The sequence below is a fragment of the Corynebacterium stercoris genome (assembly GCF_024160105.1).
In the GTDB taxonomy this organism is placed as follows: domain Bacteria; phylum Actinomycetota; class Actinomycetes; order Mycobacteriales; family Mycobacteriaceae; genus Corynebacterium; species Corynebacterium stercoris.
Genome location: NZ_JAMFTQ010000001.1, coordinates 247334 through 272598 on the forward strand (window position 1 = coordinate 247334; position 25265 = coordinate 272598).

At 66.7% G+C, this 25265-nt stretch carries 27 protein-coding genes and 2 tRNA genes; 13 read left to right on the forward strand and 16 right to left on the reverse strand.

Features of this window, described 5'->3' with window-relative positions; all coding sequences use genetic code 11:
* The first annotated feature begins 85 nt into the window (after positions 1-85).
* The gene (locus M5J20_RS01180; RefSeq protein ID WP_253575560.1) at positions 86-1291 is read left to right on the forward strand and encodes a M20 family metallopeptidase; all 1206 of its coding nucleotides are present in this window, start codon (positions 86-88) and stop codon (positions 1289-1291) included.
* An 11-nt stretch (positions 1292-1302) separates the two neighbouring features.
* Here the strand turns inward: M5J20_RS01180 and M5J20_RS01185 are convergent, their stop codons facing one another.
* On the reverse strand, positions 1303-1884 hold the full coding sequence (locus M5J20_RS01185) for a hypothetical protein (protein ID WP_253575562.1): 582 nt from the start codon (positions 1882-1884) through the stop codon (positions 1303-1305).
* Positions 1885-2043: 159 nt separating this feature from the next.
* On the opposite strand from M5J20_RS01185, the gene M5J20_RS01190 reads away from it, so the two are divergent.
* Positions 2044-2116: transfer RNA gene (locus M5J20_RS01190), tRNA-Asn, on the forward strand.
* Positions 2117-2430: 314 nt separating this feature from the next.
* Here the strand turns inward: M5J20_RS01190 and M5J20_RS01195 are convergent.
* A tRNA-Ile gene (locus M5J20_RS01195) sits at positions 2431-2504 on the reverse strand.
* Positions 2505-2580: 76 nt separating this feature from the next.
* Here M5J20_RS01195 and M5J20_RS01200 point away from each other — a divergent pair.
* Positions 2581-2865: a hypothetical protein gene (locus tag M5J20_RS01200; protein ID WP_253575564.1), complete on the forward strand. Its 285-nt coding sequence runs from the start codon at positions 2581-2583 to the stop codon at positions 2863-2865.
* A gap of 12 nt (positions 2866-2877) precedes the next feature.
* Here the strand turns inward: M5J20_RS01200 and M5J20_RS01205 are convergent, their stop codons facing one another.
* The 5 genes from M5J20_RS01205 to M5J20_RS01225 all read right to left on the reverse strand — a co-directional run bounded on the left by M5J20_RS01205 (position 2878) and on the right by M5J20_RS01225 (position 7926).
* A complete protein-coding gene (locus tag M5J20_RS01205) occupies positions 2878-3825 on the reverse strand; it encodes a Ppx/GppA phosphatase family protein (protein WP_253575566.1) in 948 nt (315 codons plus the stop codon).
* A complete protein-coding gene (locus tag M5J20_RS01210) occupies positions 3822-4367 on the reverse strand; it encodes a DUF501 domain-containing protein (protein ID WP_253575869.1) in 546 nt (181 codons plus the stop codon). The genes M5J20_RS01205 and M5J20_RS01210 overlap by 4 nt, the downstream gene beginning before the upstream one ends.
* A gap of 729 nt (positions 4368-5096) precedes the next feature.
* Entirely contained in the window at positions 5097-5660 is a 564-nt protein-coding gene (locus tag M5J20_RS01215) for an FtsB family cell division protein (RefSeq protein ID WP_253575568.1), read from the reverse strand.
* A gap of 125 nt (positions 5661-5785) precedes the next feature.
* Positions 5786-7060, reverse strand: coding sequence for a phosphopyruvate hydratase (gene eno, locus M5J20_RS01220; RefSeq protein ID WP_253575570.1), 1275 nt, complete (start codon positions 7058-7060; stop codon positions 5786-5788).
* Positions 7061-7140: 80 nt separating this feature from the next.
* Positions 7141-7926 (reverse strand): lytic transglycosylase domain-containing protein, encoded by a 786-nt coding sequence (locus tag M5J20_RS01225; protein ID WP_437177606.1) that lies wholly within the window; start codon positions 7924-7926, stop codon positions 7141-7143.
* A gap of 187 nt (positions 7927-8113) precedes the next feature.
* Between M5J20_RS01225 and M5J20_RS01230 the strand changes: the two genes are divergently transcribed.
* Complete coding sequence (locus M5J20_RS01230) at positions 8114-8536, forward strand: hypothetical protein (protein WP_253575572.1); 423 nt, start codon at positions 8114-8116, stop codon at positions 8534-8536.
* Here the strand turns inward: M5J20_RS01230 and M5J20_RS01235 are convergent, their stop codons facing one another.
* Complete coding sequence (locus M5J20_RS01235) at positions 8537-9115, reverse strand: MazG nucleotide pyrophosphohydrolase domain-containing protein (RefSeq protein ID WP_253575574.1); 579 nt, start codon at positions 9113-9115, stop codon at positions 8537-8539.
* 19 nt (positions 9116-9134) lie between these two features.
* Here M5J20_RS01235 and M5J20_RS01240 point away from each other — a divergent pair, with 19 nt between their 5' ends.
* Positions 9135-9779, forward strand: a complete 645-nt coding sequence (locus M5J20_RS01240; RefSeq protein WP_253575576.1) for an 8-oxoguanine DNA glycosylase OGG fold protein — start codon at positions 9135-9137, stop codon at positions 9777-9779.
* Positions 9780-9789: 10 nt separating this feature from the next.
* Here M5J20_RS01240 and dnaG read toward each other — a convergent pair whose 3' ends face one another.
* A complete protein-coding gene (gene dnaG, locus M5J20_RS01245) occupies positions 9790-11703 on the reverse strand; it encodes a DNA primase (protein ID WP_253575578.1) in 1914 nt (637 codons plus the stop codon).
* A 53-nt stretch (positions 11704-11756) separates the two neighbouring features.
* On the opposite strand from dnaG, the gene M5J20_RS01250 reads away from it, so the two are divergent.
* The 5 genes from M5J20_RS01250 (at position 11757) to M5J20_RS01270 (ending at position 15669) form a co-directional block, all read left to right on the forward strand.
* Positions 11757-12125 (forward strand): guanyl-specific ribonuclease, encoded by a 369-nt coding sequence (locus tag M5J20_RS01250; RefSeq protein WP_437177607.1) that lies wholly within the window; start codon positions 11757-11759, stop codon positions 12123-12125.
* Positions 12118-12363 (forward strand): hypothetical protein, encoded by a 246-nt coding sequence (locus M5J20_RS01255; protein WP_253575580.1) that lies wholly within the window; start codon positions 12118-12120, stop codon positions 12361-12363. The genes M5J20_RS01250 and M5J20_RS01255 overlap by 8 nt, the downstream gene beginning before the upstream one ends.
* A 264-nt stretch (positions 12364-12627) precedes the next feature.
* Positions 12628-14451 (forward strand): carbon starvation CstA family protein, encoded by a 1824-nt coding sequence (locus tag M5J20_RS01260; protein WP_253575581.1) that lies wholly within the window; start codon positions 12628-12630, stop codon positions 14449-14451.
* A 10-nt stretch (positions 14452-14461) separates the two neighbouring features.
* Entirely contained in the window at positions 14462-14719 is a 258-nt protein-coding gene (locus M5J20_RS01265; protein ID WP_253575583.1) for a cory-CC-star protein, read from the forward strand.
* Positions 14710-15669 (forward strand): ArsA family ATPase, encoded by a 960-nt coding sequence (locus tag M5J20_RS01270; protein ID WP_253575585.1) that lies wholly within the window; start codon positions 14710-14712, stop codon positions 15667-15669. The genes M5J20_RS01265 and M5J20_RS01270 overlap by 10 nt, the downstream gene beginning before the upstream one ends.
* A gap of 293 nt (positions 15670-15962) precedes the next feature.
* Here the strand turns inward: M5J20_RS01270 and M5J20_RS01275 are convergent, their stop codons facing one another.
* Positions 15963-17225: a deoxyguanosinetriphosphate triphosphohydrolase gene (locus M5J20_RS01275; protein ID WP_253575587.1), complete on the reverse strand. Its 1263-nt coding sequence runs from the start codon at positions 17223-17225 to the stop codon at positions 15963-15965.
* A 58-nt stretch (positions 17226-17283) separates the two neighbouring features.
* Here M5J20_RS01275 and M5J20_RS11410 point away from each other — a divergent pair, with 58 nt between their 5' ends.
* Positions 17284-19311 carry a TPM domain-containing protein gene (locus M5J20_RS11410; RefSeq protein WP_302467791.1) on the forward strand — a complete coding sequence of 676 codons (2028 nt, stop codon included), beginning with the start codon at positions 17284-17286 and terminating at the stop codon, positions 19309-19311.
* Positions 19312-19314: 3 nt separating this feature from the next.
* Here M5J20_RS11410 and M5J20_RS01285 read toward each other — a convergent pair whose 3' ends face one another.
* The 3 genes from M5J20_RS01285 to M5J20_RS01295 are packed head-to-tail and all read right to left on the reverse strand — an operon-like array spanning position 19315 to position 21630.
* Complete coding sequence (locus tag M5J20_RS01285) at positions 19315-19731, reverse strand: hypothetical protein (protein ID WP_253575589.1); 417 nt, start codon at positions 19729-19731, stop codon at positions 19315-19317.
* Positions 19728-20234: a hypothetical protein gene (locus M5J20_RS01290; protein ID WP_253575591.1), complete on the reverse strand. Its 507-nt coding sequence runs from the start codon at positions 20232-20234 to the stop codon at positions 19728-19730. The genes M5J20_RS01285 and M5J20_RS01290 overlap by 4 nt, the downstream gene beginning before the upstream one ends.
* Before the next feature lie 13 nt (positions 20235-20247).
* A complete protein-coding gene (locus M5J20_RS01295) occupies positions 20248-21630 on the reverse strand; it encodes a glycine--tRNA ligase (RefSeq protein ID WP_253575593.1) in 1383 nt (460 codons plus the stop codon).
* Positions 21631-21778: 148 nt separating this feature from the next.
* Here M5J20_RS01295 and M5J20_RS01300 point away from each other — a divergent pair, with 148 nt between their 5' ends.
* Together M5J20_RS01300 and M5J20_RS01305 are read left to right on the forward strand one after the other, a co-directional pair.
* Complete coding sequence (locus tag M5J20_RS01300) at positions 21779-22231, forward strand: ArsR/SmtB family transcription factor (RefSeq protein ID WP_253575595.1); 453 nt, start codon at positions 21779-21781, stop codon at positions 22229-22231.
* A gap of 26 nt (positions 22232-22257) precedes the next feature.
* Positions 22258-22701 (forward strand): Fur family transcriptional regulator, encoded by a 444-nt coding sequence (locus M5J20_RS01305; RefSeq protein WP_253575597.1) that lies wholly within the window; start codon positions 22258-22260, stop codon positions 22699-22701.
* Between the two features lie 9 nt (positions 22702-22710).
* Here the strand turns inward: M5J20_RS01305 and M5J20_RS01310 are convergent, their stop codons facing one another.
* Genes M5J20_RS01310 through era form a run of 3 tightly spaced genes read right to left on the reverse strand, consistent with a single transcriptional unit; the run spans position 22711 to position 25184 of the window.
* Positions 22711-23472, reverse strand: a complete 762-nt coding sequence (locus M5J20_RS01310; protein ID WP_253575599.1) for an isoprenyl transferase — start codon at positions 23470-23472, stop codon at positions 22711-22713.
* A gap of 7 nt (positions 23473-23479) precedes the next feature.
* Positions 23480-24205 carry a DNA repair protein RecO gene (gene recO / locus M5J20_RS01315; protein WP_253575601.1) on the reverse strand — a complete coding sequence of 242 codons (726 nt, stop codon included), beginning with the start codon at positions 24203-24205 and terminating at the stop codon, positions 23480-23482.
* The gene (era, locus tag M5J20_RS01320) at positions 24195-25184 is read right to left on the reverse strand and encodes a GTPase Era (protein WP_253575603.1); all 990 of its coding nucleotides are present in this window, start codon (positions 25182-25184) and stop codon (positions 24195-24197) included. Before era ends, recO begins: the two co-directional genes overlap by 11 nt.
* Positions 25185-25265 lie beyond the last annotated feature (81 nt).

Consider the following 25265-nt stretch of genomic DNA (forward strand, 5'->3'; position numbering starts at 1 on the left):
CCCCCTAACCATCACAGATCCCCCGGCCCGTGGCTAGAGTCCGCGTGCGCACTTCAGTGGACATCGCGAGGGGCACAATGGAGGTATGGCACCTGACGCACACTTTTCCAGCCCCGCAACTCCCGCAGCATTCGGCGAGTCTGCCGCCGCCGCGCACCTCGACGACATCCTTGCCGACGCCAAGCTGCTGGTCAGCCACGAATCCCCCTCGAACGACAAAACGCGTCTCGACGACACCTTGCAGACCCTCATCGAGCTTGTCACCGCACGTCTCGGCGAGCCGGACGAGTTCACCCGCATCCCCGCCGAGCCCGCCACCTTGGGCGATGTTGTGGTGTGCAGGTACGAAGGAAGCGTCGAAAAGCAAGTGCTCATCGCCGGGCATTACGACACGGTGTGGCCGGTGGGAACCCTTGAAGCGTGGAACCCGCCCGCACACGACGATCCCCGCGAGCGCCTCTCCGGCCCCGGCCTCTTCGATATGAAGGTCGGCCTCGCGCAGGCGATCTGGGCGGTCAAACTGCTTGACGACGCTTCCGTTGCCCGCCCCACCGTCACCTTCGTCTTCAACGGTGACGAGGAGATCGGCTCCCCCGCCTCCAGCCCGACCATCCGCGAGCTCGCGCGTGCCGCCGACGTCGGCTTCGTCCTCGAAGCCCCGCTCAACGGCGCGGTGAAGATCGGCCGCAAGGGCATCGGCAACGTGGTGGTCACCGCCGAAGGCATCGAGGCGCACGCGGGTGTCGAGCCGGAGAAGGGCGCCTCCGCGATTACCGCGCTCATGGAGTGGTGCCTCGCGGCATCGAAACTCGCGGATCCCGAGCGCGGCACCACCATCAACGTCGGCCTCATCGAGGGCGGCACCGGCGCGAACGTCATCCCCGGCCGCGCACAGGCAGTGCTCGACATCCGCCACTGGGATCCGGCGGAGCCCGCGCTTCTCGACGCCGCTTTTGATGCCATCACCTGGACCGACAACCGCGTGAAAATTACGCAGGAACGCACGTGGAACCGCCCGCCCATGCCCACCACCGACGGCATCGAGCGGCTGTTCGCCCTGCTCAAGGAACAGGCGAGCGCGATGGGCACCGACCTAGAGGGCGTGGCCGTGGGCGGCGGCTCCGACGCGAACTTCGTCGCCGCCGAAGGCACCCCCGTCATCTGCGGGTTGGGCGCCGACGGCGGCGGCGCGCACGCGCGCCACGAGTTCATCTACCCCGACTCAGTGCCCTTCTTCACCGCCCTGCTCGCCAACGGCATCGCGGCCGTCGGGCAGGAGTGGAAGGGGTAGCGACTCGGAAGTTACCGCCCGATCTCGTCCGGCGTGCAGATGGTGGCGACACGGATGAACTCCTCCGGAGCGCCCATGTCGCGCAACTTGTAGCCGTTGAAGCACACGTAATCAGCAGGCTGTTTCTTTCCGTCGGCGCTCAGGCGGGTCCACTGGCCGTTGGCGTAGCGGAAATGCTCAACCCAGTCCGACTGCGCGGCACCCACCTTGGCCCACTGACCATCGCAGTACATGACGGTGGTGCCGAGCGGGCTTGGCCAACCCGGGACAATCGTGTCGAAGTCTCGCGGGTCGCAGGAACCGCGCTGCGCTTGAGCAACCGGAAGTCCGAGGCGCTTGGCCACTTCCGGCGGGAACTGTACGGGCAGTGGCAGAATGCCCTGCTGCACCGCGAAGAATGCGCCGCCAGCTACCAGGGCGAGCACACCGAACGTGATGCCGATGATCTCACCCGCGCCGAGCTCCGTTTCGGACGACGACTGCTCGGAGGCCCCTGCCGGAGCGGCAGTGTCCTCGGCGAGAGCGGGCGGGGCGGCAATGGCAGATACGGTCAGCGCCGCGGCGGCGCTGAGGGCGAGCGCTGGTTTCTTCATATAAGCCACCATAGACCTGCGTCGCGTCCCGTTTCCGGAAGTCTCACTCGAAGTCGGGCGAAGTTGCAGCTCATAGCGGCGATTTTGGATTTACCCGGGTACGCATTACTCTTACTTCACGTTGCACAGAGCGAAAGCCGAGAGCAACGAACTCCATATTCCTCCATAGCTCAGTTGGCAGAGCATTCGACTGTTAATCGAAGGGTCACTGGTTCGAGCCCAGTTGGAGGAGCATTGACACTACCCGCCACCGGCATTCTGCTGGACGGCGGGTTTTTGCTGTCGTGGCGTCGCAGCCCCGTCTTCCCCATCCATGCCGGTTTCCGGCAGATTGTCGAGAAATGTAGCCACCTGGGGAAATAGGGGCGGCCCAGAAAGATTCTGCAAAATCTTTCTGGCCGAGGCGCTTCAGGCGCTTCAGGCGTGCTGTAGGTGCTGTAGAGAAGTGGCAAGTTGCTGCACAGACCCCTTTTAAAGTGGGGGTGTGCAGGAGTGCGGTAAAACACTGCAGGCGCCCAGGCTTCGGGCACGTGCGGCGACCTGTTGTGGGGCCAGCGGGGCTCGAACCCGCGACCAGCGGATTATGAGTCCGCGGCTCTAACCGACTGAGCTATAGCCCCTTTTCGCGTGGCGCACAGCGCCTCCGGTCACTATATCGCGGCACACCCCCACACCTAGAAATGTAAGGTTGAACGCATGATTCAATTCGTCGCGGGCGCAGCTGCAGGGTACGTACTTGGCACGAAGGCGGGCCGGAAGCGGTACCACCAGATCGTCAACGCCACCCAAAACGTCATCAACTCGCCGGTGACGAAGCAGGTCACGAACTCGGCGCGCAAGGCCATCGCCAACAAGATCGACCCGGAGCCGCGTCTGCGGGAGGTCAAGGATGTCAGCAGCCGCCGCTCCCTGCGCGGGAGCAAGCGCAAGCGCGATGCCCACACGACCGAGGACCAGATCTTCGAGCCGGACGAGAGCTAAGCAGAGAGCTACCTAGCGCTCGAGAAGCCCGGCGACGATGCCGTCGAGGATGTCCTTCTCGCTGATGACGAAGCTGGTGGCCCCAGCTGCCTCCTCGAACTCGGCCATGAGCTCCTCGACGATCGCAGAACCGGATCCGATCACGTCGGCGCGCCCCGGGTGCACGACGGGGTTCTCGGCGCGCTGCGCGGACGTTTGAGCCCGCAGCGCAGCCGTGACGTCACGCATCCGGTCGAAGTTGATCTCCGACATGTGGATTGCGGCCGGGTCGTACTCCCCCAGCTCTTGGGCAAGCGCGGACAGCGTCGTAAAGGTGCCGGCGCAGCCCACCACGGTGCGGGCGTCTTCCAGTGGCACCGCAGCCCGCGCCTCGGCGATGCGCTGCCGGATGTACTCGCGGGCCGCCTCAGTTTCCTCCTCCGTCGGCGGATCGGAGCGCATGAACCGTTCCGTGACGCGCACGCACCCCATCTGAGTGGACAGCGCCTGCAAACCGCCGTCGTTACGCATGACGAACTCCGTCGAGCCGCCGCCCAGATCAATCACGCACGCGGGCTCGCTGCCCACGGGCAAGTCCACGGTCGCGCCGGTGAACGACAGCGCCGCCTCCTCCTCACCCGTGATCACCTCGGCTTCGGCACCGGGTTCGATGCGGCCGAGCAGCTCGCGGGTCATGGCGAAAAAATCCTCGCGGTTGGCGGCGTCGCGGGTCGCGGACGTGGCCACCATGCGCACGCGGGTGACGCCCTCGCGCTCCATCTCGTCGACGTACGCTTCGAGCGCCTCGCGGGTGCGCTCAATCGCCTCCGGGTTCAGCCGGCCGGTCTCGTCCACGCCCTGGCCGAGGCGCACGATGGTGTTGCGCCGGCAGATTTCGCGCGGACCACCCGGGTCATGAATCAACAGGCGGATCGAGTTCGTGCCGCAGTCCACGGCAGCGACGGGGCCGGAGGTACTCACGCGAGCTCCTCCCCGGCGTCGGCAAGCGAAAGTCCCAGCTCGTCGAGCGTCGGCCAATCCTCCGGGATCGCCGTGCCGCGCAGCCCGGCGTGCTCGGCTGCGAGCGCCACGGCCTCGTCGCCGAAGCGCACGCGGCCCGGCCCCTCCGCCAGCGCGTAGGCGATGAGCACGTGCAGGCACTTCACGCGGTCCGGCATGCCGCCGCCGGAGAAATCCGTGCCGAGGTCCTCGATGGCGTTGCGCTGCGCAAGGTAATGCTCGTGCGCGGCGCGGTACTCGGCCTGCAGTTCCTCGGACTCGGCGAGGCGCGCCTCCATGCGCTTCATCACCTGCGCCACTTCAAGGCGCGATGCCTCGGCAGTCAGCCGCGGGTCCGTCAGGTAATACAGCGTGGGAAACGGCGTGCCGTCCTCCAGGCGCGGCGCCGTTTTCACCACAGCAGGCTGCCCGTCCGGCGTGCGGTAGGCCACGGCGAGCACGCCGCGGGGCTCGCGGCCCAGCTGCTCCGTCATAATTTCGATGTCTTTTTCCGACACGGTCATGGACTCGATTGTGTCACGCAGCGCCGCATCGAGGCGTTTCGCCTGGCTGCGCAGCGACGAATACGTCAGCGCCCCCGTCACAATCCCGCCAAGCACGGGCACGGCCTTCGCCAAAGTGCGGGTTGCGGTGCGCAGCGACAGGTTCACCCCCACCTTCCGGAGCGTTTGCTTGACGACGCCAGTCCCCAGCGCCCCCGTGACCACACGCTGCGCCGCTCGCTCACCGATATCCGTCGCCGCGGTTTGGGTGAGGTAGCTGCGCAGCACGTGCTGGGAGCCTTTCGTGCCCAGCATGGTGCCGAGCAGGATGGCGAACTGGCTGACCGTCTCATCCGTGATGTCGGTCTTCGAGGTAACGAGCGCCGGCCAGCCGTTGAGGTACGCGAGCTTCTGCATGATGCGGAAGGCGTGCACGTAGTACTGAATGAGATCCCCTGGCACCGAGACCAGCATGACGGCGAAGCCGCCGAAGCTGGTAGCGAAGGAGGCGGTCGAGGACCTGCGGGTTTCCTCGTCGATGCACGTACGGGCGATGTCGTCCAGCACTGCTCGGGGGATGTTCGCCTGGAGTACGTCGGTGTCTACCGCGCGCTGGATCTGCGCGGGCTCAATGCCGCGCTTGGCGAGTTCGCTGCGCAGGAAGTGCTCCCTGTCGATCTGGGCGGGCCCAAGGCGGATGATCTGTTTGAGGAAACGGATCGCGCCCTCCTCAGGATCCTGCGCCACGGACTATCCCTCGGGTGCTGGTTCCGGAGCTGGCGCTTCCTCGGGCGCCGGCGCTTCAGCAACATCAAGCTCCGGCGCCTCGCGAAGCGAGTCCCAGAGCACCTCGTGCCAGGCGCGGGTGTCCGGCACTTGATCGGTGGTGATGTTGGGCCCTTGCGTCATGCGCGGATCAATGATGCGCCACGCGGTTTCGCCTTCTTCCAGTACACCGAGGCGGCGGCGCGCCTCCTGCTTTGCGTACTCGGGATCTTGGTAGCGGGCGATATCGCTTTCCAACTGCCGCTTCTGCGCTTCCAGCGCCTCAATGGATGCCTGGGCGCGGGCGATCTCCCCGCGGCCTTCGTAGTAGTTGCGCAGCGGCACCGCGATAGCAACCAGCACAATAAGCACCACAGCGATGAGGATGCCGGTGGAGGCCACGTCCTGCTGCAGCAGCGCCGGCTTCTTCTTCCGGCGCTGCGAGCGGGCTTCTTTCTCCTCCCGCTTCGCCTGTTCGCGGGACGCGACGGGAACGCTGCGCGGCGCACGGCCGCGGCGCGGACCCTTGGGTGTGGCGGGAGTGGTCATAGTGATTGTTGAGTGTAGACCGCCCGCCGCCTAAAACCGCGGCGGGCGCGCCACCGAAAATGGGCAACGCCCCCGCGCCGCCGGCATCATGGTGGCGGCGAAGAGGGCGTCGGCAAATACAGCGCTTACTTGAAGCGCGGGAATGCTGCGCGGCCTGCGTAGGCGGCAGCGTCGCCCAGCTCCTGCTCGATGCGCAGCAGCTGGTTGTACTTGGCCACGCGCTCGGAGCGGGCCGGAGCACCGGTCTTGATCTGGCCGCAGCCGAGAGCCACAGCGAGGTCGGCGATGGTGGTGTCCTCGGTCTCGCCGGAGCGGTGGGACATCATGGTGCGGTAGCCGTTGCGGTGTGCGAGCTCCACCGCGTCGAAGGTCTCGGTCAGGGTGCCGATCTGGTTCACCTTCACCAGCAGCGCGTTGGCAGCCTTCTCCTCGATGCCGCGGGCGAGGCGCTGCGGGTTGGTCACGAAGAAGTCGTCGCCGACAATCTGCACCTTCTGGCCCAGGTTGGCGGTCAGGGTCTTGTAGCCCTCCCAGTCGTTCTCATCCAGCGGGTCCTCGATGGAGACGATCGGGTACTGCTCAACCAGGTCGGCGTAGACCTTCGCCATCTCCTCGGCGGAGTGCTGGCCGCCCTCGAAGTTGTACACGCCGTCGTTGAAGAACTCGGAGGAAGCGACATCGAGCGCGAGCGCGACATCGTCGCCCAGCTTGTAACCCGACTTCTCGATCGCCTCTGCGATCAGGTCCAGCGCAGCCTTGGTGGACTCGACGGACGGCGCAAAGCCGCCCTCGTCGCCCAGGCCGGTGGAGAGGTTCTTGCCCTTGATCACGGACTTCAGCGCGTGGTACACCTCGGCGCCCATGCGCAGCGCCTCGTGGAAGGAGTCGGCGCCGATCGGGGCGATCATGAACTCCTGCACGTCAACGCCGGAGTCGGCGTGGGCGCCACCGTTGAGAATGTTCATCATCGGCACCGGCAGCACGTGGGCGTTGGGGCCGCCGATGTAGCGGTAGAGCGGCAGGCCCGCAGACTCGGCGGCAGCCTTGGCGGTAGCCATGGAAACGCCGAGGATGGCGTTGGCGCCGAGGTTCTTCTTGTTGTCGGTGCCGTCGAGCTCGATCATGGCCATGTCCACCAGGCGCTGGTCATCAGCCTCAAGGCCGGCAACTGCGTCAGCGATCGCCTCGTTGACGTTCTCGACGGCCTTGCGCACACCCTTGCCGTTGTAGCGCTCGTCGCCGTCGCGCAGCTCGTGCGCCTCGTGCTCACCGGTAGAAGCACCGGAAGGAACGCCGGCGATGCCGTGGGCGCCGTCGTCGAGGAAGACCTCAGCCTCGACGGTGGGGTTACCGCGGGAATCCAGGATTTCACGGGCGTGGACGTGAATGATGTCAGACATTAATTTGCATCTCCTTTGGATACGGTGGCTTGTCCTAGACCCAATTGTTGCAGACTTTGCCCGACAGTGTCCGAAGCGCGCTAGCGGTGGGCCGGCTGCAGCATCGCGTAGTTCGCGGCAGCGTCGCGCACCTTCATCACGTAGTCGTCGGAGTGGTTGTAGCTCAGGATCGCCTGGCGCCAGCCATCCTCCGTCGCTAAGTCTCTGCCGTAAGAGCACAGTAGGTTCGCGGCGGAGAGCGCAGCGTCGTCGATCTGCTGGGGGTTGGGCACCCCGTCGCCGTCCGCGTCGCGGCCGTAGCGCGCCCAGGATTCGGGGATGAATTGCATGGGACCCACGGCGCGATCGAATTCGGTGTCTCCGTCGAGGGCGCCGCCATCGGTGTCGTCGATACGCGCGAAGTTCCCCGTGCCGTCGAGTGCGGGCCCGACGATGTTCGGCTCAGGGATGCCGAAGGCGTTCAGTCGCGCAGGGTCGAAGCTGCGGCCCGTGTAGGTGCCGTGGCGGGTTTCCACCCAGCCGATGCCGGCGAGCGTGTTCCAGTGCAGGTTGCAGGCGGGCCATGCCTCCGCGGCGATGAGGGCCGCGTTGGCGTAGGCGCGCAGCGCTTGCCCGGAGATGCGTGTGTTGTCGGCGATCGGGATGGACCATTCAGTCAGCGCGTCGGCTGTGCGACCCGGCGCGTGCACGTCAATGTGCGGCGGTGCTGGCGCGGCCGCCGGGGGGATTTCCACCGGTACGGGCTCCAGCTGGGGGCCGGGGGCGGGTTCCGACGTCAGCGACAACACCCACGCAACCAGGGACACCACCATGACAAACGCCAGTGTGGCGATGAGGACCCCGGCGCAGCCGCAGCCCCTGGCCACGTTCCTGCTGCGCCGGGTTGTCATGGCGCTAGATCCTACCCACCGCGAGCCCCGCCCCTGAATCGGCGGGACACACATTCACTCCAGTAACAATCTTCACTTTTGCAACACAAATAACTCTGGTAACAGTATGATGCGAAGCTGTTCCATCTTCTGATCCTGTTTCCCACCCGTAAAGGAATTCCGCATGCGCCGTATCACCGCCACCCTCGCAGCTGCCCTCATCGCCGGCACCGCCGCCCTCTCCCCCGTCACCGCTCAGGCACAGACCCTCTCCCAGCTCGGCCAAATCACCAAGGCTGTCGACGGCAACATCGCCGAGATGGACTGCGGCCTGCTGCGCACCGCCCTGGTCGGCACCAAGATGGTGGACGGCGAGACCACCCGCTCCGGCCTGGCCAAGAAGCTCAAGGAGTTCACGGGCAACGACATCACCCTCAAGCTGCTGGTCGGCGGCCGCGCCGACGCTGTGGCGGACCGCGCACTGGCCTGCAACCTTGTGAAGCCGGACCCGGTCACCCCGACCACCAAGTTCGTCGAGCTCAGCTCCACCCTCTCCAGCCAGTCCGGCCTGCCGGAGCTGCGCAAACTGGCCGCGCTGTCCAGCTAATTAGCGCTCGCGCGCTTTCCCTTCCGCCCACAGGCGGTCTTGGGTGGCAATATCCACAAGCCCGGTCGACCCGTCAAACAAGTACGGGGCCCGGGCTTTGAGCTTATCGACGAACGCCCCCGCCACCTCCCCGAAATCGAAGGCCCCGCGCTCGGCGGCAATTTCGGCATGGAAGAGGACCTGCAGGAGAACGTCGGAAAGCTCTTTCTTGAGCTCCCCCTCCCCCGCCCCCTGCTCGATGGCCTCGGCGAGCTCGGCCGTCTCTTCGCGCAGGTACGGGAGGAGCGACTCGTGCGTCATTGAGCGCTCCCACTCGCCGCGGGTGCGGGCCGCGTGCATGACCGTGACCGCCTGGTGGACCGGGTCGTCGAGGGAGGGCACGCGGATCACCTCGACGGCGCCCCGGGCGTGCTCGGGATCGGTGGTGATGCACCACGGTTCACCCGGCTGGGTGTCCGCAAACAGCGCCCTCACCTCGCGCGGCACCTCCTCGGTGAACGTCACCGGGCCACGGATGCGCGCCGCGATATCGACCGGCACCATGGCTGGCCAGCGGGGGTCAAGCACCAGAACCGTCATGCATGAGACAATAGCGGCCATGACGAACCAACTTGCTGAGGCGCTGAACACCGTCAAGCCAACTGTGGGCGACGTGATGGAGCACTCCGTGACCTTCTCCCCGATCCGCTGGAAGACGGGCTGGCCGCACCACCTGCGCCGCGTGCCGCCGTTCCGCGACGATGCCCGCGCCTCCATCACCCGCAGCGAGGTCTTCGACTTTGCCGCCGACGTGCGCGCGTCCGGCTACAACCGCGACCAGATCATCGACTTCCTCGGTGCCGCACTGGCGTACCGTGCCGGCCAGACCAACCAGGTTATGGAGATGCAGCAGTTCCTGCGCAACAAGAACAAGGCCGCGCAGCTCCTCAACGCCATCCGCCAGATTGAGGGCAAGGACGCTGTCGCGGCGTACGCCTCCCTCACCGAGACCGGCCTGCCGGCCAAGTTCGCCTCCGCGATCGCCTACTTCCTCGCCGGGGAGCAGGCGGAGGGCGAGGGTGACAAGCCCGTCATCATCTGCCGCAAGCGCGCCGAGGTCGCCGGCCTCGAGCCGAGCGGCACCTGGACCGCCGAGGAATACGGCGACTACCTCGCCCGCCTGCGCGAGGCGCGCGACGCCTACGACGCCTCCCTGCCGCTGGACGCGGTGGAGTACGCCGCCCGCGAATTCGCCGGCAACTAGCTCGGCGCCGCTAGCGCGCCTCGGGCGGGTAAGCGCGCAGCGCGCGGGTGTTCAGCTCCCGGCGCGCCTGCTCCAGCGCCAGCAAGTCCGAGAACAGGGCGTTGTACGCCTGCTCGTCGTCAGACGGGCGCATGCGCTGCAGCTGCGCCTTGAGCTGGGCGATCTGGTCGCCCACGCGCACCTCCTGCAGCCGCGAGAGCACTGAATCGACGTAGACGTCGATGTTGTCCGCGTGCACCGGCTCCACCGCCAGCTCAGAAACGAAGTTCCGGCCGACAAGGTCGCGCATCTCGGCAGCGACAGCTGCGATCCAGTTCGACTCCGGGCCTGCAGCCCCGCTCACGCCGCCGGCAGCCGTGATCGCCTCGCGGACTTGCCGGTAGGCGTTGTTGGTGAAGGCGTCCGGGTGGATGCCGTCGAAGTAGCTGCCCGCCTTTGCCGGGTACTGCAGCGCCACCTTGATGGCCTCGCGCTGCGGCCACAGCACTGGGTCGTTCCGGTTCGGCGGCACCAGCGCGGGCGCACCGCCCGGCTGCTGCGGTGCCTGGGGGTTGGTGCGCGGCGTCGGCACACGCGGGCCCTTCTTCGGTTTCTTCGCCTCTTCGCGGACCTGCTGAACCACCTCGTCCGGGTTCGCCCAGCCCACCCAGCCTGCCAGCCTGCGGGCGTACTCGGTGCGCAGGACGGGATCCTGCACCTCGGCAATGATCGGCACCGTGCGTCGCAACGCCTGCAAGCGCCCCTCCGTGGAGTCGAGCGAGTAATCCGCAAGCAGAGATTCCAGCACAAACTCCAGCATGGGCACACGCTTGGCGACGAGTTCCCGCACCGCCGCATCGCCCTTCTCCAGGCGCAGATCGCAGGGATCCATGCCGTCGGGCGCAACCGCCACGAAGCTCTGGCCCGTGAACTCCTGGTCGCCCTCAAAGGCGCGCATCGCAGCCTTCTGGCCCGCCTCGTCGCCGTCGAAGGTGTAGATCAACTCGCCGCGGAAGAAATTGTCGTCCAGCATGAGGCGGCGGATCGTCTGCAGGTGGTCCTTGCCGAAGGCGGTGCCACAGGACGCCACCGCAGTTTTTACGCCGGCGGCGTGCATGGCCATGACGTCGGTGTAGCCCTCGACGATCACCGCCTGGTGGTTCGTGGCGATGTGCTTCTTCGCCACATCCAGGCCGAAAAGCACCTTGGACTTGTGGTACAACAGCGTGTCCTGGGTGTTGATGTACTTGCCCATCGGGTCGTCGTCGTACAGCTTGCGCGCGCCGAAACCAATGACGTTGCCCGCCGCGTCTTTGATCGGCCAGAGGAGACGCCGGCGGAACTTGTCGATGGGCCCGCGCTTGCCCATCGAGCTCAAGCCCGCATCCTGCAGCTCCTGCACATCGAAGCCTTTGCGCAGCAGGTGCTTCGTCAGCGTGTCCCAACCGTCCGGCGCGTAGCCGCATTCGAATTCGTAGATGTGCTCGCGGGTGAACCCGCGGTCCAGCAGGAAGTTGCGGCCCCGCTCCGCCTCCGGGGTTTCCAGCTGCTCGCGGTAAAACTCGTGCGCGGCCTTATTCGCGGCCAAGAGCCGCGCGCGGGTGCCGGGCTTCACGTCGCGCGCGCCGGTGGTACCGCCCTGGTAATTGATGCGGTAGCCGATCTGATCCGCGACCGCCTCCACCGCCTCCGGGAACGTCAGCTGCTCCATCTCCATGAGGAACGTGAACACGTCCCCGCCCTTGCCCGTGGAGAAGCAGTGGAAGTACCCACGCGCCGGGCGCACGTGGAACGACGGCGTCTTCTCGTCCTTGAAGGGGCTCAAGCCCTTCATGGAGTCGTGCCCAGCGGGTCTGAGCTGCACGTATTCGCCGACAATGTCTTCGATTGCCGCGCGCTCGCGGATAGCCTCAATATCGCTATCCGGAATTCTTCCCCGTGCCATGCCCGCAATCGTAGTGTGGGACAATCCGGGGCGTGAAAGCGCGCATTGGCATCCTGCTGGCGTGCCTGCTGCTGGGCGGGTGCGGGGTTCTGGAGGCGTCCGGGCCGACGCCGTCCGGCCTCCCCGAATGCGGGCGCTTGCCAGAGGAAGCTTCGGAGACCATCGCGCTGGTGAAGGCCGGCGGGCCGTTCCCCTACCCGGACAACGATGACAAGCGATTTGGCAACTACGAGGGCGTGCTTCCGGACGAGAAATTGGGCTACTACCGCGAATACACCGTGGAAACGCCGGGGCTAGGCCACCGCGGGGCGCGGCGCGTGATTACGGGCGGCGGTGCGGACGGCGTGGTGGACAGCTGGTTCTACACGGCGGACCACTATGAATCGTTCTGCGAGATTGTTGGGGAGGAGCAACGTGGGTAAGCGGAATCCGGTGCTGCTCACGGCGCCGGTGGATTCCGTCGCCGGGTTTGTGGCGGCGATTTCCCGCGCGGTGTTCGGGGTGGAGCGCACGGCGCCGACGAATTTGGACGGGCTGGCCGACGTGCTTAGAGAGGCCCGCGTGACCCACGTGGTCGCGTCCGACTGGCAGCTGGATCCGGAGGAAACGCGCCGCGTGCAGCGGGTGCTGCTGGACAATGGCGTGGTGTTGTACCGGTAGGTGGGATTTGGGCGTCGATAAGCACAGTGCTCCCGGGAACCGTAGGGATTTGTGCTCTTAGATGCGTCCACGGGAAAGCCTTGGAGGGGAGCGTTTTTGCTGGTCATAGGCGCGCTTCGGGGGAAGCTTACGTGCGGCGGGCGACGCAACTGGGAGCTAAACCCCCGAGGATGCTGGGGAGAAGTGTAGGGAACCCTAGCGATTGGATGTGAGTTCTGTCATAATCCCAAGTACTGTGATGTAGAGCACGCAAGGGAGGAAGCGGTGAACTCGGTAGTTCTCGTTGTAATCGGCCTGACCATGATGGCGCTGGGCTTTTTGCTGTATTCGAAGTTCCTGGGCCGCCGGGTGTACCAGCTGTCTGAGGCGTACACGACGCCGGCGCACACGATGGAAGACGGCGTGGACTACGTGCCCACCAACAAGTACGTGCTGTGGGGCCACCACTTCACGTCCGTGGCGGGTGCGGCGCCGATCGTCGGACCGGCTGTGGCCGTGATCTGGGGCTGGTTCCCGGCGTTCCTGTGGGTCACGCTGGGCACGGTGTTCTTCGCGGGTATGCACGACTTTGGTGCGCTGTGGGCGTCGCAGCGACACAAGGGCCAGTCGATCGGCACGCTGTCCGGCCGCTACATCGGCGCGCGAGGCCGAAACCTGTTCCTGGTCGTGATCTTCCTGCTGCTGCTCATGGTCAACGCGGCGTTCGCCGTCGTGATCTCGAACCTGCTGATCTCCACCCCCACCGCCGTGATCCCGACCTGGGGCGCGATCCTGGTCGCGCTGCTGGTGGGCCAGGCAATCTACCGCCTGAACTGGAACCTCCCGATTGTCTCCATCGTCGGCGTCGTGGCGCTGTACAGCCTGATCGTGCTGGGCGATAAATTCCCGGTGGCGCTGCCGGAGGAGATGCTGGGCATCCCGGCGCGCGGCTGGTGGATCATCATCCTCTTCACCTACGCCTTCGTCGCGTCCCTGCTGCCGGTGTGGGTGCTGCTGCAGCCGCGCGACTACATCAACGGCCTGCAGCTGTTCATTGGCCTCGCGCTGCTGTACGGCTCCTTCCTCATCGTGCGACCGGAGGTTGTTGCCCCGGCGCTGCGCGAGAACGTGCCGGACGGTACCCCGGGCATCTTCCCGCTGCTCTTTGTCACCATCGCGTGTGGTGCGGTGTCCGGCTTCCACGGCATCGTCGCTTCCGGCACCAGCTCGAAGCAGCTGGATAAGGAGACGGACGCGCGCTTCGTCGGCTACTTCGGCGCTGTGGGCGAGGGCCTTTTGGCGCTGGGCACGATTGTGGCTACGACGGCCGGTTTCAAGACGGTCGCCGACTGGGAAGAGATCTACAAAGAGTGGAACGCCGGCGGCGTGGGCGCGTTTGTTAAGGGCGGCGGCGCGCTGATGAACGAGGGCCTTGGGCTTCCGACGTCGCTTTCCGCAACCGTCCTGGCCACCATGGCCGTGCTCTTCGCCGCGACGACGATGGACTCCGGTGTCCGCCTCCAGCGCCTGGTGGTCGGCGAGATCGCCGAGCTGATGGGCGTGAAGCTCTCCGCACTGGTGGCAACCACCATCGCCGTGGCGTTCGGCCTGGGCCTGACCTTCTCTACGGGTGTGGACGGCTCCGGTGGCATGCTGATCTGGCCGCTTTTCGGCACCACCAACCAGCTCATGGCCGGCCTGACCATGTCCATCCTGGTAATCATCCTGGCGCAGCTGCGCCGCCCGACGTGGCCGGTGCTGATCCCGCTGCTTTTTGTCACCGTCATGTCCATGTGGGCAGCGTTCATCCAGCTGCGCACGCTGTGGGAGAAGCAGAACTGGCTGCTCCTTGTCATCGACGTTGCCATCATCCTTTGCGCGATCTGGGTCATCGTCGAGGCAATCACCGCCATCCAGAAGGCGCGCCGCGAGCCGCAGGTGGAGTGGTCCGACGATGAGATGTGGCCGGGCGATCGCCAGCGCGAGCTGGCTGGGGTGTCGGCGGGTGCTGGTGCTGGTTCTGCTGGCGCGGCTGACGCTGGTACGGCTGGTGGGTCGACGGTTGTGAAGACTGTGGAGCCGCAGGACCCGGCCGGCCCGCGCGCGTAGCGTTGGTGTCGTGCGCAATTTCCTCAAATCCTTCGGCGCGGGGCTGAACGAGTACTACCAAGCCCCGTACCGCGCGGCGTTCCAGCGAGCGTCGCGCGAGGAGGATGACCTGTTTCACCTGCTCGTCGCCTCGGAGATGCTGGGCATCCCCAACCCGGCGAGTTTTTACACGCTCGAGCTCATGCCACTGCTGTACGAAGATTTCCACGCGTGGCACACGCGCATGGGCATGGAACGCTCCCCGCTGGACGGTATCTCGTGTTGCTAACCACTGCCCCTGTGATGTTCTTCGGCGGCAAAGGCGGCGTGGGCAAAACCACCGTCTCCGCGGCGACCGCGGTCCGGCTTGCTGAAGGTGGCGCTCGGGTGCTGCTGGTGTCCACGGACCCGGCACACAACCTGGGCCACATTTGGTCGGTAAAGCTTTCCGATACCGCCACGCCACTCGAGCCCGGCCTGGACGTCATGGAACTTAACCCGGCCGCGACCACGGAGCGGCACCTACTCCAGGTTGGCGACTCAATGCGTGCGATGATGCCGGAGCGCATGCACCGCGAGGTGGACAAGCACCTCGAGCTTTCCCGCAACTCCCCGGGCATGCATGAAGCCGCGATGCTGGAGCGCATCGCCGAGATTGTGGGCGCTGGTGTGGACGACGGAGGTTACGACCACATCATCTTCGATACCGCCCCGTCCGGACATACCTCGAGGCTGTTGGCGCTGCCGGAGCTCATGGCGGCGTACACCGACGGGTTGTTGGAGCGCCGGGAGAAATCCGACAACTTCTCCCGCCTTGCACGCGGCATGGGCGGCGGCGTGGTGGAGGGCAAGGACGACCCTGTGGAGCGCCGTAACCAGCAGATCCGTTCCGTGTTGTACCAACGCCGCCGGAAATTCGAGGTGCTGCGCGGCGTGCTCACGGATCCCAGCGAATGCGTGTTCCACATCGTGCTCACGCCGGAGCGCCTGCCGGTGATGGAATCCGCCGAATTGTATCGCGACATCTCCAGCACCGGTATTCGCGTCGCCGGACTGGTGGTCAATCGCCGCAGCCCAGATGACGGCGGTGAGTTCACCGCTGCGCGCCGTGAGGTTGAGCGCGGGGCTATGGCTCAGCTGGATGAGCTGCTGCCGGGCGTTGAACGCGTGGAATTGCCTTGGCTCCCCCGAGAGATTGGCACGCGAGAGGCGCTCAGCGAGATCGCAGCTCTGCTCTAAGCAACGCTGCAAGGCGCGGTTCCTCGGCTGGCTCTGAGCTGCTTAGTTGGCTGCAGAGCTCCTGGGGCGGCATGTGTGCTCCCGGGAATTGTAGGGATTTGCGCTCGTAGATGCGTCGGCGGGAAAAGCCCTGGCGGGGGGCATTTTTGCTGGTCAGAGGTGTGCTTCGCGGGTCGCTTAAGTGCAGCGGGCGACGCAACTGGGAGCAGAAATCCCTACGGTTTCTGAAAGCACGGTGTGCTCGGAAGGGTGCACGATGCGCCCGGAGGGTTGCCCGGTGGTAGAGCAGCCGGCTAGCCCAAGAAGCCGGATAGCCCCGCGGCTTTCTTCGCCGCGCGCTCGAGGCGCGACTCCGTCATCGACGCGATCTGGTCCACAATGACGCGCTCGCGCTCGCGATCTGTCTCCGCCGCAATCCACCACTGCTGGAAAATGGTGTCCAAGGTGCCCGGAGCACCTGCGACGAGGTAGTCGTAGACGCGGTAGATGCGTTCGCGCTGGCGGTCCTGCCGGGCGATGTGGTTGGGCAAATCCATGACGTAGAGCACCGCGATGGTTTTCAGCAGGCGCACCTCCGCCTCGATGTCCGCGGGGATGATCAGATCGCCGTGCATGCGGCCGAGCTCCTGGTCCGGGTGCGCGGTCCGCGTCGCTTCCACCACGGCACCGACGTAGCGGCCCACCAGCTCGGAGGTGAGCTGCTTCAACTGCGCCCACGAAGCCAACGTGTAGTTGAACTCGCTCGCTGCGCCGATCGACCGCATGGAGCGCAGCTCATTCGCCGCATCCAGGAGCGACTCGATCGTGCCGCCGAACGCCGCGGCGCCCTTCTCTGCGAGCGCGGCGAGCTCGACCAGATCCCACAGCACGCGCAGGCTGATACGGCCCGATATGATGCCGTCTTCCACGTCGTGCACGGAATAGGCGATGTCGTCGGCGAAGTCCATGACCTGCGCCTCGATGGGCGGTCGGGCGTCGTCGTGCCCGCGGCGGATCCACGCAAGAAGTTCCGCGTCCTCGTCGTAGGCGGAGTACTTCTTGTTCACGCTGCCGTCCGGGTTCGTGCGGGTGCGCGGGTACTTGCACGCGGCATCCAGGGCGGCGCGGGTGAGGTTGAGGCCGAAAGAATGATCGTCGATAAGCACTTTCGGCTCCAGGCGCGTCAGAATGCGCAGCGTTTGCGCGTTGCCTTCGAAGCCGCAGCCGGACACGGCATCGAGCGCGCGCTCGCCGTTGTGGCCGTAGGGCGGGTGGCCGATGTCGTGGGAGAGGCCCGCGAGCTCGCAGAGGTCCGGGTCTAGGCCGAGGCCCTCGCCGATGCCGCGCGCGATCTGCGCGACCTCCAGCGAGTGGGTCAGGCGCGTGCGCGGGGTGTCGCCGTCCTGAGGGCGCACGACCTGGGTTTTGTCGGCGAGGCGGCGCAGCGCAGCTGAGTGGAGAACGCGGGCGCGGTCACGGCCGAAAGCGCCGCGGGTGTCGGTCGCGGGCGCGATCTGGGCACCCTTCGGCTGCTCGGACGCGAGCCGCTGCGCGTCGTCGGGACTGTAGCGGTACACAACCTCCCAGCGTAAAGGCTTGAGACCAAAGGATGAGGTTGCGACTACCCTTGTGGGCATGAAAAAACGTTACCTCCGTGTCGTGCTAGCCGCCCCGCTGCTGGCGGGCAGTGCCGCGCTCGCCGCAGCGCCCGTGACCATGGCGTTTGCCGCCCCCGACGTGCAGCTGCACGCCCAGGCGACGACCATGACCGGCCCGCGCCTGTTTACCCAGCCCGTGACCGATGACGCCGGCGTGCTCTCCCCCGGCGACGTCTCCCGCATCGAGTCCGCGCTGCAGCAGGTCAGCGCCGAGCAGGGCAAGACGCTGCGCGTGGTGTTCATCGATTCCTTCGGCGGCATCTCGCCCGAGACGTGGGCGCAGCAGGCCGTGGACGCGAACGGCGCGAACACGGCGGTGCTGGTCATCTCCCCGAATGAGAGCGCCTACTACGTGGATGCGGGCGACCAGTGGACGCAGTCCCAGGTTGACCGCATGAATGATGCCGCGTACGGGCACCTGACAGAGCGGGATTGGGCCGGTGCGGCAGTCGCTGCGGCCGAGTCCCTGAGCGGCGGCGGTGCAGGTGGTGCGGGTGGCGCCGGCGGCGACGGCTCCGGCGCCGGTTGGGTGGCCGGCGGCCTCGGTGTTGCGGCGCTTGCGGGCGGCGGCCTCTACGCCGCGTCGCGCCGCAACACCAAGACCACGCAGGCGAAGCAGCTGGAGAGCGCAAAGGCGCTGGACCCGGCCGACACCGATTCGCTCGGCCGCCTGCCCACGCCCACCCTCGAGCAGGTTGCGCGCGACGCACTCGTCTCCGCCGACGAGTCCATTACGCAAGGCAAGGAGGAGCTCCGCTTGGCGACGGCGGAGTTCGGACCCGATCGCGTCCGCCCCTTCACCTCCGCGATGAACACGGCGACGTCGACGCTGCAGCGGGCGTTCACGACGCACCAGAAGCTGTACGACGCGATTCCGGAGACCGAGCCGGAGAAGCGCGCGATGCTGGTGGACATCATCTCCTCCTCCGGCCAGGCCGAGCAAGCGCTGCGCGACAAGACGAACGAGTTCAACGAGCTGCGCGGCGTACTCATGCGCGCGCCTGAAGAGGTGGACAAGGTGCGCCAGCGCACCATCGACATCCGCGCCCGCCTCGAGCCCGCGCAGCAGACCCTCACCGATCTGCAAAGCCGCTACTCCGCGGAAATGCTGCAGTCCATCGCCGAGAACGTGGACATCGCCTCCGAGTCCCTCAACGAGGCCGAGAAGCACCTCGACGAGGCCAGCTCCATTGCCAAGCAGCCGGCTGGCCGCCAGGGCGCGCTCATCGACATTCTCGCGAGCGCGGCACGCGCCGTGGACATCTCCGACAAGAACCTCGCCGCCATCGAGCACGCCGAGGACAACATCCGCACCGCGCAGGCGAACCTGCCGGCGCTGATCAAGGAGATCAACGACGAGCTCCGCGAGATCGAGCAGGTCAAGGCAGCGACCCAGCAGGGCGCGCGGATCGACGTCCGCGCCCTCGACGAGATCGCAGCCGGCGCCCGCCAGGCGCTCGCTGGCGTCGACGCACGCAAGGACAGCGACCCGCTCGCCCTATACACCGACCTTTCCGACGTAGATGCCCGCATCGACCAACAGCTCGCCCTGGCGAAGGGCGCGGCCGGCGACCAATCCCGCGCGCTGCAGCTCTTCGACCAGCAGATGCAGGTCGCAGCGGCGCAGATCCAGGGTGCGGAGGATCTCATCCGCTCCCGCGGCCGCATCATTGGCTCCCACGCGCGCACGCTGCTCGCCCAGGCGAAGCGCCAGTACGCGCAGGCCCACCAGCTGCGCGTACGCGACACCCGCGCGGCGATCGATTACGCCCGCGCCGCGACGGACACCGCGCGCCGCGCCGCCAAGGCTGCGAGCGACGACATCGACCGCTACCGCGCAGCGCAGAACCGCCAGACGGCCAACTCGATGGCGCAGGCAGTGCTCTGGGGCTCCATCCTCAGCGGTGGCGGCGGTTACCGCGGCGGCTCCATGGGCGGCGGCGGTTTCGGCGGCGGTGGTGGCTTCTCCGGCGGCGGCCCGATCGGCCGCGGCGGCACCTTCTAGCGTTTAGTACAAGGTGCGCCGCACTGGCGCATCAACGTACGTCAGCGCCCAGGAGATGAAGGCGAGATCCAGCGTGAGCTCGCCTTCCGGGGCGACTACGAGATCGCCGTTCGGCAGGCCGATCGTGCTGGCCACGAGCGCACCGGTCTCGTCGGTGATTGCGCGGCGCTTCTCCAGGAAGCCAGCCCCAGTGCGGCGCGCCTGGTAGCTGCGGCCGCCGCAGATCGCTTCGTAGCGGGTGACGGTGATGCTCCGCTTTACCAGGCGGTAGGCGGTGCCGTCAGCGTCGACTGCGCGCACATCCGACGGTGTGTCGGACACAAACCGCAGCACATGCGTGCCGACGTGCAGCTGCCCGGTCTCCTCGTCGAAGAAGGTGGCCGGGGAAGCGTCGGCAAGCGTTGCGCCCTGCCAAATCACAGCAGGTACACCGCGACGACGACGATGGAGCTCAGCACCAGCAGCGCAATCAGCGGCGTCGCGGAAGCGACTTGGCGCGCCTCCAGGATCTCACGCGAGATCCACGCGAGGCCTGCGACATCGGTGGGCGGCAGATCGGTCTCGCCCTCGAACTCCAGAATGGCCTTGCGCACGCCGGAGTTCTCGCGGGTGAACTGGCCCACCTTGTTGCCGTAGGCATCGTCGATGATCCAGTTCTTCGAGGTCTCCCCCACCATGATGTACTGGCGGCCCTCGATGTCCACGCGGACCTGATCGCCGCGGCGCAGCGGGTCGTGGGCGCGCACAATCTCCTCGCCGCCGCGCGAAGCCACCGCGCCTGACTCGGGGGAAGTGGTGAGGTCCCAGATCTCCCCGTTCACGCTGGCGCGGTCGTGCTGGAATACGCCCAGCACCTCCGGCCCCGCCTCGGCGAGGAGCTTCAGGTTCTGCTTGTCGGAGCGGTCCCAGCTCACGTAGTGCATCGCGGCGGGCCTCCTAGCAGCCGATGAGGCGGGCGGCGAGGTAGGACTCGAGCTCTGCCAGCGGCACGCGTTCCTGCTCCATGGTGTCGCGCTCGCGCACGGTCACGGCCTGGTCCTCGAGCGTGTCGAAGTCGTAGGTGACACAGAACGGGGTGCCAATCTCGTCCTGGCGGCGGTAGCGGCGGCCGATGGCGCCGGACGTGTCGTAATCGACGTTCCAGTGCTGGCGCAACGCATCTGCGAGCTCCTCCGCCGGGCCGGAGAGCTCCGGCTTCTTCGACAGCGGCAGCACCGCGACCTTGACCGGCGCCAGGCGGCGGTCGAGACGCAGCACGACGCGGGTGTCGGTGCCGCCCTTGGTGTTCGGTGCCTCTTCCTCGTCGTACGCGTCGATGAGGAACGCCATCATCGCGCGGCCGAGGCCGGCAGCCGGCTCGATGCAGTAGGGAATCCAGCGCTCGTTGTTCTCCTGGTCGAAGTAGGAGAGGTCCTCGCCGGATGCCTCGGCGTGCGTCTTCAGGTCGTAATCGGTGCGGTTGGCAACGCCCTCGAGCTCGCCCCACTTGGAGCCGGTGAAACCGAAGGCGTACTCGATGTCCACGGTGCGCTTGGAGTAGTGGCTCAGCTTCTCCTGCGGGTGCTCGTAGAGGCGCAGGTTCTCCGGGTCAATGCCCAAGTCGACGTACCACTGGAAGCGGTTGTCGATCCAGTACTGGTGCCACTCTTCATCGGTGCCCGGCTTGACGAAGAACTCCATCTCCATCTGCTCGAACTCGCGGGTGCGGAAGATGAAGTTGCCCGGGGTGATTTCGTTGCGGAAGGACTTGCCGATGTTCGCGATGCCGAACGGGGGCTTCATGCGTGCCGACGTCATCACATTCTTGAAGTTGACGAAGATGCCCTGCGCAGTCTCCGGGCGCAGGTAGTGCAGGCCCTCCTCATCGTCGACCGGGCCCAGGTACGTCTTCATCAGGCCGGAGAACGCCTTCGGCTCGGTCCAGCTACCCGGCTGGCCGGTCTCCGGGTCCGGGATGTCGGCCAGGCCGTTTGCCGGCGGGTGGCCGTGCTTCTCCTCGTACGCCTCGAGCAGGTGGTCTGCGCGGTAGCGCTTGTGGGTGTGCAGGGACTCCACCAGCGGGTCGGTGAAGACCTCGACATGGCCGGAGGCAACCCACACCTGGCGCGGCAGAATGATGGAGGTGTCAACTCCAACCGTGTCGCGCCGGGACTGCACCATGTGGCGCCACCACTGGCGCTTGAGGTTCTCCTTCAGCTCAACACCCAGCGGGCCGTAATCCCATGCGGAGCGGGTGCCGCCGTAGATCTCGCCGGCGGGGTACACAAGGCCGCGGCGCTTGCACAGGTTGACGACGGTGTCGATGGAATTGGCGGGCATGTGGGTGGAGCCTCCCTAAAAACGGCGAGCAGAACACTAACGACGCTTTAGTGTAGCGAACGCGGTTTCCTCCCGGGCAGGGGCCGGTTGCGCTAAAGTAGTCGCCGACTACCTGCAGGTACCCGAGGGATGAGTAAGGGAGAAGCGCATGCGCGACGCCAACCCGCTGGCGCCCCGCGATCTCGCGCGCACTGCGAAGCTGATGAGCGCCCTCGACTCGGAACTGCGGCTGCAGATTCTCCTCATGCTCGACGAGAAGGATTTCGTCGTCCACGAAATGGTCAAGCGCCTCGACAAATCCCAGCCGCTGATATCCCAGCACCTCCGGGTGCTCAAGTCTGCTGGTCTCGTTGTGTCCCGGCGCGACGGGCGCGAGGTCATCTACTCACTCGTGCAGCCCGCGGTGGTCGACGTGATCAACGACATCGCGGCGATCGCGGCCGAGGATGAGCTGTCCCTGAGGCGCAGGCTGAAGCGGGCGTCGGCAAGCACTGAGCCCCGCTCAGGCTCGGGCGCGGCAATCGTCTCGCCCAACGTGGAAATCCGCCCCGATGAGGACCAGGGCCTCGTGCCGCACACCCCCCGCCCGCGGAGGGACTAGCCGCGGGGGCGGTACGCTTGACCTCTATGTCCCCCCAGTCCCAGCAGCGTCCTCAGCGCCAGCCGATTCCGAAGCTGGGTCCCCGCATGACCCGCCAGCGTACGGCCGTGGTGGAGACGCTGCGCGACATCGACAAGTTCGCGTCCGCGAAGGTGATCCACCGGGCGTTGGAGGACCGCGGCGAGAAGGTGGGTCTGACCACGGTGTACCGCACGTTGCAATCGCTCTCCGATATCGATGCCGTGGACGTGCTGCAGACGCCGGACGGGGAAACTCTGTACCGCTATTGCCTCACCGACCACCATCACCACCACCTCGTGTGCACTAAGTGCGGGCGCAGCGAGGAGGTCGAGGGAGGCCCGATTGAGAAGTGGGCCGAGCTGGTGGCGGCGCGCTACGGCTACGAGCTGGTCGCGCACGATGCCGAGGTGTACGGCATCTGCCGCGCGTGCCAGGCCGCGTCCGCGTGACGACGGCAGCTATTTCGCGAACTTGTCCACGGCACCGCCGAAGCGGCGGTCCCGCTTGGCGTATTCCAGCACGGCGTCGTACATGTGCTGGCGCGTGAAGTCCGGGAACAGTGTGTCCTGGTACACCATCTCCGCGTAGGCCGACTGCCAGAGCAGGAAGTTCGATGTGCGCTTCTCACCCGACGGCCGCAGGAACAGATCCACGTCCGGCATGTCGGGGCGGTACAGGTAGCGGGTGAGGGTTTGCTCGGTGACCTCGTCGGGGCGGATGCGGCCTTCGGCGGCATCAGCGGCGAGGGCGCGGCAGGCGTCGACAAGCTCGGCCCTGCCACCGTAATTGATGCACATCGCGAGGGTGACGCCGGTGTTGGCGCGCGTCAGCTCCTCGGCGGCCTCGAGCTCGCGCAGCACGCTGCGCCACAGGCGGGGGCGGCGGCCGGCCCACACGATGCGCACGTTCTTCTCGTGCAGCTCGTCGCGGTGGCGGCGCAGCACGTCGCGGGAGAAGCCCATGAGGAAGCGCACCTCCGAGTGGGAGCGCCGCCAATTCTCCGTCGAGAACGCGTAGGCGGAGAGCCACTCCACCCCGCCAAGGGCGATGCAGGCGTCCACGCAGTCCATGAGCACCGATTCGCCGCGGCGGTGGCCTTCGGTGCGCGGCAGCCCGCGTTCCTGCGCCCACCGCCCGTTGCCGTCCATGACCAGCGCGATGTGGCGCGGGATGAACTCCGGATCGATCTGCGGGGGGCTCGGCTGGGTGGGCTCGGTCATTGCCTCATTATGCCTGTTCCATGATGCGCAGCGAGGTCACGCCGGACTCCAGGTTGAACTGCAGGTGGGCGGCAGTCACGCGGTGCACTTGGCCGACGTGCTCGGCTTGCGCCGCATGCCCGTTCTGGAGCAGCCACATGGTGTGCAGCGCCTCAGGGTCGATGTCGAAGGAACCGGGCGGGCGGCAGTTGGTGCACACCGCGCCGCCGACCGCCGGGTTGAACGCCTTGTGGGGACCTGGGGCCGCGCAATTGGCGCAGTTGAACAGGCTCAAGCCCCACCCGGCGTGCTCGGTGGCTTGGAGGATGAACGCGTCGAGCACCATGGTCGGATGCTCGCCGGCGCGCAGGCGCTCCAGGGCGGCGGCGACGAGGTCGAAGAGCACCGGATCCGCCTCCTCGAACGCGAGCTTCTCCGCCGTTTCCATCACCGCGCAGGCGGCGGTGTAGCGGTCGAAGTCGTCCACAATCTGGTGGCCGAAGTACGCGACCGTGTCGGCGCCAGTGATCGTCGCGAGTTTGCTGTGGTCCCGCCCCGGGTACACCTGCACGTTGATATCCACGAAGGGCTGGAGGCGCGACCCGAAGCGGGACTTGGCCTTGCGCACGCCTTTGGCCACGCCGCGGACCAGCCCGTGCTCGCGCGTGAGTAGCACCACCACGCGGTCCGCCTCGGCGAAATCGTAGGTGCGGACCACAAACGCGCGGTCGCGCCAGGAGGGCCTAGAAGCCAAGGCGGCCGAGCGCCTTCGGGTCGGACTGCCAGTTCTTGAGCACCTTGATGCGCAGATCCAGGTACACGTTGCGGCCCAGAAGCTCCACAATCTGGCGGCGCGCGCGGTGGGTGATGCCGCTCAGGCGGCGCCCGTCCGGGCCTTCGATGATGCGCTTCTGGCCGGGGCGCTCGAGGTAGATCACGGCGTAGATCATGAGGCGCTCCGGGTTGTCCGGATCCTCGTGCATCTCGTCGATCTGCACGGCCACGGAGTGCGGCAGCTCCTCGCGCAGGCCCTGGAGTGCCTCCTCGCGGATCAGCTCCGCAATGCGGGTTTCCAAGTCCTCGTCCGTGACGTCGCCCTCCGGGTAGAAGCGCGGGCCCTCCGGCAGCTGGCTCACCAGCACGTCAAGCAGCACGTCGAGCTGCACCTGCGCGGTGGCGGACACGGGCACGACCTCGCTGTCTTCGCCCAGCAGCTCGTGGAGTTCGATGAGGCGCTCCCCCACCACGTCGCGCGGCACCTTGTCCAGCTTGGTCACAATGCCCACGATCGGCGCGTTCGGCTTCACAGCGCGGATCTGCTCGTAGATGAACTTGTCGCCGGGGCCGATTTTCTCGTCGGCGGGCACGGTGAACCCGATGACATCCACATCCGCGTAGGTGTCTTTGACCACGTCGTTGAGCCGCTCGCCGAGCAGCGTGCGCGGGCGGTGGATACCGGGCGTGTCGACGACAATCACCTGCGCGTCTTCGCGGTTGATAATGCCCCGGATCGGGTGGCGGGTGGTTTCCGGCTGGTCCGCCATGATCGCAATCTTCTCCCCCACCAGCGCGTTCGTGAGCGTCGACTTGCCCGTGTTCGGGCGCCCCACGAACCCGACGAACCCGGAACGGAAGCCCTCGGGCGTGTCGGTGAAGTTCGTGTAATCCGCGTTCGCGTCGGCCTCGGCGGGCAGGTCTTCGAAGTCGGGAAAGTCGGGGAAATTGTCGCTCATACAGGGCAATGGTACCGTCCGCCGGCCGCGCCGGGCTCGCGCATACACTCGTGGCAAACGGTCGGGCAGACGGGAGCGTTG